This is a genomic window from Pseudomonas sp. WS 5027 (genome assembly GCF_012985695.1).
GTDB lineage: Bacteria > Pseudomonadota > Gammaproteobacteria > Pseudomonadales > Pseudomonadaceae > Aquipseudomonas > Aquipseudomonas hygromyciniae.
In genome coordinates this window covers 286588-294277 of record NZ_JAAQWU010000006.1, presented here as the reverse complement: position 1 = coordinate 294277, position 7690 = coordinate 286588, and the positions used below count along the sequence as shown (strand labels likewise).

General features: G+C 62.1%; 6 protein-coding genes. All 6 read right to left on the bottom strand.

Annotated elements, in window-relative coordinates; translation table 11 throughout:
* Nucleotides 1-229: 229 nt before the first annotated feature.
* The 6 genes from HBO09_RS10655 to HBO09_RS10630 all read right to left on the bottom strand — a co-directional run bounded on the left by HBO09_RS10655 (nt 230) and on the right by HBO09_RS10630 (nt 7621).
* Nucleotides 230-883 (bottom strand): SPOR domain-containing protein, encoded by a 654-nt coding sequence (locus HBO09_RS10655; RefSeq protein ID WP_169992295.1) that lies wholly within the window; start codon nt 881-883, stop codon nt 230-232.
* A complete protein-coding gene (folC, locus tag HBO09_RS10650) occupies nt 867-2174 on the bottom strand; it encodes a bifunctional tetrahydrofolate synthase/dihydrofolate synthase (RefSeq protein ID WP_169992298.1) in 1308 nt (435 codons plus the stop codon). Before folC ends, HBO09_RS10655 begins: the two co-directional genes overlap by 17 nt.
* A complete protein-coding gene (gene accD / locus HBO09_RS10645) occupies nt 2171-3091 on the bottom strand; it encodes an acetyl-CoA carboxylase, carboxyltransferase subunit beta (protein WP_169992300.1) in 921 nt (306 codons plus the stop codon). Before accD ends, folC begins: the two co-directional genes overlap by 4 nt.
* Before the next feature lie 244 nt (nt 3092-3335).
* Nucleotides 3336-3968 carry a phosphoribosylanthranilate isomerase gene (locus HBO09_RS10640; protein ID WP_169992302.1) on the bottom strand — a complete coding sequence of 211 codons (633 nt, stop codon included), beginning with the start codon at nt 3966-3968 and terminating at the stop codon, nt 3336-3338.
* A gap of 64 nt (nt 3969-4032) precedes the next feature.
* A complete protein-coding gene (gene truA, locus HBO09_RS10635; RefSeq protein WP_169992789.1) occupies nt 4033-4857 on the bottom strand; it encodes a tRNA pseudouridine(38-40) synthase TruA in 825 nt (274 codons plus the stop codon).
* Nucleotides 4858-5062: 205 nt separating this feature from the next.
* Nucleotides 5063-7621 (bottom strand): FimV family protein, encoded by a 2559-nt coding sequence (locus HBO09_RS10630; protein WP_169992304.1) that lies wholly within the window; start codon nt 7619-7621, stop codon nt 5063-5065.
* Nucleotides 7622-7690: the final 69 nt, after the last annotated feature.

Sequence of the window (7690 nt, the reverse complement as noted above, 5' to 3'; positions counted from 1 at the left end):
TCCTTATCGGCGCTTAGGGTAGAAAGGGCGGGACGAGAAGTCTCCCACGGTCCGTACTGGCTAGAGTCGGAATCGGGCTTTTAGTCGCCGCCCACCCCTTCAAGTCTAAACATACAAGCGGGCTTGCCCGCGATAGCGGCGTGTCAGTCAACTTTAATATCGACTGATACACCGTCATCGCGGGCAAGCCCGCCCCCACACAAGCCTGCACATACATGTATTGCCAGGATCAGCCGCGCTCTGGCTGGAAACGCACCACAAAGCCCTTGAGGTTCTGCTGACGCCCCAACAGGTCACGCAAGCGGTCAGCCTCGGCACGCTCGATCAGCGGCCCGACAAATACCCGGTTCTTGCCATCGGCGGTACGGATATAAGCGTTATAGCCCTGGCTACGCAGGGTTTTCTGCAAGGCTTCGGCACTTTCGCGATTGGACAGGCTGGCAAGCTGCACCGACCAACTGATCGGCAGGCCGTTGGGATCGATACGGCTTTGACCCACATCCGGTTTGCCGGGAGCTGCTGGCTGCGGAACGACCGGCTTGGGTGCCGGGGCCGGCGCCGCCGGCTTGGCCGCCACGACTGGCGCAGGTTTGACCACAGGAACGCTGGGCTGAATCGGCGCTGTGGGCGCCTGTTGCTGGGCAATCTCAGCATCAGTCGGCACCGGTTCTTCCTCGGGCAACGCCTGCGGCTCAGGCACTACCACTGGCTCGACCTGGACCTGCGGCATTACCGGGGCCTGGGGCGCCGCCGGCGCTTCAACCGTGACCTGGCGCTGCTCGTCCTGACGGGAAAACAGCATCGGCAGGAAAATCACCGCCAATGCCACCAACACCAGGGCTCCAACCATTCGCTGCTTGTATGCGCTATCCAGTAATGCCATGTGCAGCTTCCTCCGTGGAGCGCCGGGCCAACCACTCAAGTGCCTCGGCAACACAATAAAATGATCCGAACAACAGAATCTCGTCCTCGGCCGTCGCCGCCGCGCATTGAGCCTCCAGCGCAGCGGTCACGCTTGCATGGGACGTCACCGTCGCACCAAGGTTCTGCAACAGCGCCTGTACATCATCGGCCGAACGACTGCGAGGTGTGTCCAGCGGCGCAACCGCCCATGCCTGCACATTGCTCAGCAAGGGCGCGACCACACCCTCCAGGTCCTTGTCCGACAGCAAGCCAAACACCGCCAGGCGTCGACCCGCCGGCACATGGGAGGCCAAACGGCGCGCCAGATATTGCGCAGCATGCGGGTTATGACCAACGTCCAACAACAGGTTCAAACGCTTGCCTCGCCATTGGAACGAACGACGATCCAGACGCCCGACCACCTTTGTACGCTGCAAGGTATCGGCAATCTGCCCGGCATTCCATGGCAGATCCAGCAACAGGTAGGCCTGCAGGGCGAGTGCGGCGTTTTCCATGGGCAGGTTCAGCAGCGGCAGGCCATGCAACTCGACGCCCTGGCCCCGCGCATCAATACCGCGCCACGACCAATGATCGTCCGCCACGTCCAGGGAGAAATCCCGCCCCCGCAGGAAGAACGGGCAATCCAGCTCGCGCACCTTGTCCAGCAAGGTATGCGGCGGATCCAGGTCACCACACAGCGCCGGCTTGCCTGGGCGCAAGATCCCAGCCTTTTCATAGGCCACCGATTCGCGGGTATCACCCAGGTAATCGATATGGTCCACGCCAATACTAGTGATCAACGCGAGGTCAGCGTCCACCACATTGACGGTATCCAGGCGACCACCCAGGCCGACTTCCAGCACCACCGCATCCAGCTGTTCGCGCTCGAACAACCAGAACGCCGCCAGGGTGCCCATCTCGAAATAAGTCAGGGAGGTTTCGCCGCGCCCGGCATCCAGCGCCGCAAAGGCTTCGCACAATTGCTCATCGGTGGCTTCGACACCGTTGAGTTGCACACGCTCGTTGTAACGCAGCAAATGCGGCGAGCTATAGACACCCACCTTCAAGCCCTGGGCCTGCAGCAACGCAGCGACAAAGGCGCAGGTAGAACCCTTGCCGTTGGTGCCAGTGACCGTGATCACTCGCGGCGCAGGCCGACCCAATCCAAGGCGGGCCGCTACCTGTTGCGAGCGCTCCAGGCCCATGTCGATGGCTGACGGATGCAACTGCTCAAGGTAGGCGAGCCACTCGCCCAGGGTTCGTTGGGTCATAGGTTTGCAGGCACCGGCGGAACGACGATAGGTTCGACTTTAGGCGCGACGTATTCTGGTGTCGGCAAGCCCATCATCTGTGCCAGCAGGCTACCCAGACGTGGACGCAGCTCGGAACGGGCGATAATCATGTCAATCGCCCCGTGCTCCAACAGGAATTCGCTGCGCTGGAAGCCTTCCGGCAGTTTTTCACGTACGGTCTGCTCGATCACACGCGGGCCGGCAAAGCCAATCAGTGCCTTGGGCTCGCCGACGATCACGTCGCCGAGCATCGCCAAGCTGGCGGAAACGCCGCCGTAGACCGGGTCGGTCAGCACGGAGATGAACGGGATACCTTCCTCACGCAGACGCGCCAGTACCGCAGAGGTCTTGGCCATTTGCATCAGCGAGATCAGCGCTTCCTGCATCCGCGCACCACCGGAGGCGGCGAAGCAGATCATCGGGCAGCGGTTTTCCAGGGCGTAGTTGGCAGCCCGTACAAAACGCTCACCGACAATGGCGCCCATCGAGCCGCCCATGAAGGAGAACTCAAACGCCGACACTACCACTGGCATGCCCAGCAGCTTGCCGCTGACCGAGATCAGCGCGTCTTTCTCGCCAGTCTGCTTTTGTGCAGCGGTCAGACGGTCCTTGTACTTCTTGCCATCGCGGAACTTGAGGCGGTCTACCGGCTCCAGGTCAGCGCCCAGCTCGGCACGGCCATCGGCGTCGAGGAAGATGTCGATACGGGCGCGGGCGCCGATACGCATGTGGTGGTTGCACTTGGGGCAAACGTCCAGGGTCTTCTCCAGCTCTGGGCGGTACAACACCGCATCGCAGGATGGGCACTTGTGCCACAGACCTTCAGGGACCGAGCTTTTCTTCACCTCGGAACGCATGATCGAGGGGATCAGTTTGTCTACTAACCAGTTGCTCATGCTTTCTTTCTCCAGTACCGGTGGCTTGAACACAGCCCCGCGTATGCCCTTGAGCTAAATTCATTGATGTGGCGATAACAGCTGCAGGACGGGGTCAGACGTTCGACCAGCCATTTCCTGCACCTGCCCTCAGCCTTCCAGACAACCCGCCAGTGCGTGGCTGCCACTTCATTGGCGCTGCCCGAGGGCAACGCCGGCCTGTTTTACACAGTGGTAGTTACTGACGGCGGCAGACTCCCAGCCGTCACATCGCGCCACTGCTGCTGCGCACTGCCTGCATGAATGCGCGAATCTTGCCGGAGTCCTTGATGCCCTTGCCCTGCTCCACCCCGCCGCTGACGTCCACCGCATAGGGGCGAACCTGGGCAATGGCCTGCGCCACGTTGTCGGCGCACAGGCCGCCGGCCAGGATGATCGGCTTGCTCAAGCCCTGGGGAATCAGCGACCAGTCAAAGGCCTCGCCCGTACCGCCAGGAATGCCCTCCACATAGGCATCGAGCAAAATCCCGCTGGCCCCGGCGTAGGCGGCGCAACTGGCGGCGATATCGTCACCGGCCTTGACCCGCAAGGCCTTGATATACGGACGATGGTAGCCGGCGCACTCGTCTGGGGTTTCGTCACCATGGAACTGCAGCAGGTCCAGGGGCACAGCATCCAGGGTTTCATTGAGCTCACAGGCGCTGGCGTTGACGAACAGCCCGACCGTGGTCACGAACGGCGGCAAGCCGGCAATGATCGCCCGGGCCTGCTGCACGGTCACCGCGCGCGGGCTTTTGGCATAAAACACAAAACCAATGGCGTCAGCCCCCGCCTCGACTGCCGCCAGCGCGTCTTCCATGCGGGTAATCCCGCAAATCTTGCTGCGAACGCCTGACATATCGTCGAAACCTCAGGGGGCTGTCCAGGAAAGTCCCGGATGGTAACAAATGCTTTTCCGGGCGTCAGCCGTCAAGTTCAGCGAAACCCGTAAGGAAGTGTGGCCCGATGAAACGCTGCGGCAGTTCGAACTCATCGCGGTACTCCACATCCACCAGATACAGGCCGAATGGGTGTGCCGTCACCCCGCCGGTACGACGCACCCGACTCTCCAGCACTTCCCTGGCCCACTCCACCGGGCGCTCGCCAGTGCCAATGGTCATCAGCACCCCGGCGATATTGCGCACCATATGGTGCAGGAACGCACCGGCGCGGATATCCAGGACAATCATCTTGCCGTGGCGCGTCACGCGCAGGTGATGGACTTCCTTGATCGGCGACTTGGCCTGGCACTGGCCGGCCCGGAACGCGCTGAAATCGTGGATCCCCACCAGGTGCTGGGCCGCTTCGGCCATGCGCTCGGCGTCCAGCGGGCGGTGGTTCCAGGTGATCTCTTCGTTCAAGTGTGCCGGACGGATCTGATCGTTATAGATCACATAGCGGTAGCGCCGGGCAATCGCCTTGAACCGCGCATGGAAGTGCGCCGGCATGACTTTGGCCCAGCTGACGCTGACATCGTGGGGCAGGTTGATATTGGCGCCCATGACCCAGGCTTTCATCGAACGCTCGGCCTGGGTGTCGAAATGCACCACTTGCCCGCAGGCATGCACCCCCGCGTCGGTACGCCCGGCGCACATCAATGAAACCGGGGAGTCGGCGACCTTCGACAGAGCCTTCTCCAGGGTTTCCTGCACAGTCGGCACGCCAGAGGCCTGGCGCTGCCAGCCGCGATAGCGCGAGCCTTTGTATTCAACGCCCAGGGCGATTCTGAAAAAGCCGGCGGCCGCCATTTCGGCGGCCGCGTTATCTATATTTGCCAAGAGCTGAGAGCCTGATGAGTTACGCAAAGGCAGCCATTATATATGGCTTGAGGCTTTTTGTAGGAGCGAGCTTGCTCGCGAAGATCGTCAACGATAACGCGCTCATCCTGAAAGAACGCAGCGTCCTTGAGTTTTTCGCGAGCAAGCTCGCTCCTACAGGAGTTGCGCAATGGCTTTAGGCCAGGTTGCTGAGCATTTCCTTGGCTTCATCCTGTTGTTTTTCATCGCCTTCGGTAAGGACTTCGGCGAGGATGTCACGCGCACCATCTGCATCACCCATGTCGATGTAAGCCTGGGCCAGGTCCAGCTTGGTAGCGACTTCGTCGGTGCCCGACAGGAAGTCGAACTCCGGCTCATCGTCGCCCTTGGCGGCATCTTCAGCAGTGAAGCTCGCTTCGATCGACGGGCTTTCCAGGCTCTGCGACAGGCGCTCCAGCTCGGCGTTGACATCATCAAGCTCAGTGGCGAATGCGTCTGGCTTGGCCGATGGCGCGGGCTCGTCCGCCAGGGACAGGTCAAAGTCTTCCGGCAGGTCAAAATCATCCAGCGCGGCCGGCGTCAGGGTGGGCGGATCTACCGGCGGCAGATCCTTCATCTGCTCTTCCAGGCCCGAGAGGAAGTCGTCGTCGGACTGGGAGGCCGGCGCATCCAACTGCAAGTCGAGGTCAAAATCGGACAGATCATCCGGGCTGGCCTTGGCCTCGGTCTGTTGTTGCAACACCGACTCAAAGCTCAGGTCATCAACCTCGGGCTCGACCACGGCCGGCGACGCGGCTTCCAGGTCATCCAGACTCAGGTCGAAGTCGGTGTCGAACGCATCGGCTTCAGGCGTGGCGGCAGGCGCCGGCTCCTCCTGGAGCAGATCCTTGACGTACTGCGCATCCAGCGCGGCGGCGGCGACTGCCGCACTGACACCCGCAGCCAGCACGGCCATGGCCGGATAGCGATTTTTCAACAGCTCGACCTGAGCATGATTCTCGCCATTGGCGACCAGTTGGCGCTCCTGGGTCACGAAGCCATCCTTGTCGCCCTGCTGACCATAGACTTCCAGGAGTTTGAGACGCAGATCACTGCGCGCGGGCTCCAGCTTGATCGCTTCTTCCAGCACGGCGGCCGCCTGGTTCAGGTGGCCACGATCCAGGTGGGACTGGGCCAGCGCCAGGGCGTCGGAGGAACCAGGTTCGATAATCGGCTTGCTCGGCGGCGCCATGCTGGTCACCGGTGCAGGTACAGGCGCCACGGCAACCGGTGCTGGAGCTGGAGCTGGAGCTGGAGCTGGAGCCAGCTTGACGTTTGCTGCGGGGACTTCAAGGCCTTCGAAACTGTCCGACGGCATGTCCTGGTCAATGCTTGGGGAGAACTCCGGCTCCTCGGCCAGCGCCCGTGCCATGCGCAGGTGTTTTTCCTCTTCCAGGCGCGCATTGCGATGACGCGCCCATAGCAGCAGGAGCAACAACACCAACAGCCCAGCAGCACCGCCAATCACCCCAAGAACGATGGGATTGGTCAGCAGCTCATTGAATTTGCCTTCGGTGCTGGCCACGGGCGCGGGCTCAGCCGGGCTTTCCACCGGAGCAACCACCGGCGCTTCGGCGGCTGGCGCCGGGGCAGCAGGTGCTGGTGCAACGGGCGCAGCCGCCAACTCCGCAGGCATGGCCGCCGGCTGCGCCGGTGCACCACCCTCGGCCTGCAACTTGGCCAATTGGTTGTTCTTCAGTTCAATCAGCCGCTGCAACTTGTCCAACTGACTTTGCAGGTCAGTCATGCGGCTTTTCAGTTCTTCATTTTCGCGGCGGGTCGAATCCAGGCTTTCCTGGGTCACCGCCAGCTTGTTGTTCAAGGCCTTGCTATCGCCTGCGGCGCCTTTGACTCCGGCCTTGGCGGCCTCGGCCGAGACCAGGCTCAGATTGTCTTTGGCAGCCGTTTGCGACGGCGCGGCACCGGCCTGGGTGCGTTTGGTGGCGTCCAGTTGCTGACGCCCCGCCGCCTGATTGTTGGCGCCGCGACGCCCCTGGCGCCAGGCCGCATTCTGCGCAGTCACTTCGGCAATCGCCTGGGGTTGCGGCAGGCTGGTGCTTTGTACCGGGTCCGGCAGGCGCAATACCTGGCCGGTTTTCATGCGATTGATATTACCGTCGACAAAAGCCCCCGGGTTAAGCGCCTGGATCGCCAGCATGGTCTGCTGGATTGAGCCACCATTGCGGTTTTTCGCGGCGATTTCCCACAGCGTGTCCCGGGCAGTCGTCGTGTGTTCAGCCGCTTTGCTGATGCCGCTAGTCGCAGGCGGGGCAAGGCGCGGCGCCGGGGCGCTGGCCTCCGGGGCCTTTTGCTCGAACTTGGCCGGGTCCAGCAAGACGCTGTAGTCGCGCATCAACCGGCCATTGGGCCATTGCACTTGCAGCAGGAAACGCACGTAGGAATCGGGCAATGGCTTGCTGGAGGTAACGCGCACCACGCTGCGACCGCTGGGGTTGAGCACCGGGGTAAAGCTCAGTTCATCAAGGAACGCCTGGCGATCCACACCCGCATCCACAAAGGCCTGGGAAGATGCGAGGCTGGGCACGATGTCGGAGGCGCTCAGCCCGCCTACGTCGAGCAGCTCGATCTCGACCGACAACGGCTGGTTCAACTTCGACTTGAGGGTCATCTCCCCAAGTTGCAGCGCTTGCGCCATACCGGAGGACAGCGCCGAGGCGGCCGCTATTGCTAACACCAGTTTGCGAACTTGAACCATAGCCTCATCCTTTGTTTGAACACTCCTCGGCCCGCGAGAAGGTTGGGTACCGCTGCCATTCGGCATGGC

Bases quoted from the DNA above. Each gene is read 5' to 3' on its own strand.
- HBO09_RS10655 (WP_169992295.1), bottom strand. From the start codon at position 883: ATGGCATTACTGGATAGCGCATACAAGCAGCGAATGGTTGGAGCCCTG.
- truA (WP_169992789.1), bottom strand. From the start codon at position 4,857: ATGGCGGCCGCCGGCTTTTTCAGAATCGCCCTGGGCGTTGAATACAAA.
- accD (WP_169992300.1), bottom strand. From the start codon at position 3,091: ATGAGCAACTGGTTAGTAGACAAACTGATCCCCTCGATCATGCGTTCC.
- folC (WP_169992298.1), bottom strand. From the start codon at position 2,174: ATGACCCAACGAACCCTGGGCGAGTGGCTCGCCTACCTTGAGCAGTTG.
- HBO09_RS10640 (WP_169992302.1), bottom strand. From the start codon at position 3,968: ATGTCAGGCGTTCGCAGCAAGATTTGCGGGATTACCCGCATGGAAGAC.
- HBO09_RS10630 (WP_169992304.1), bottom strand. From the start codon at position 7,621: ATGGTTCAAGTTCGCAAACTGGTGTTAGCAATAGCGGCCGCCTCGGCG.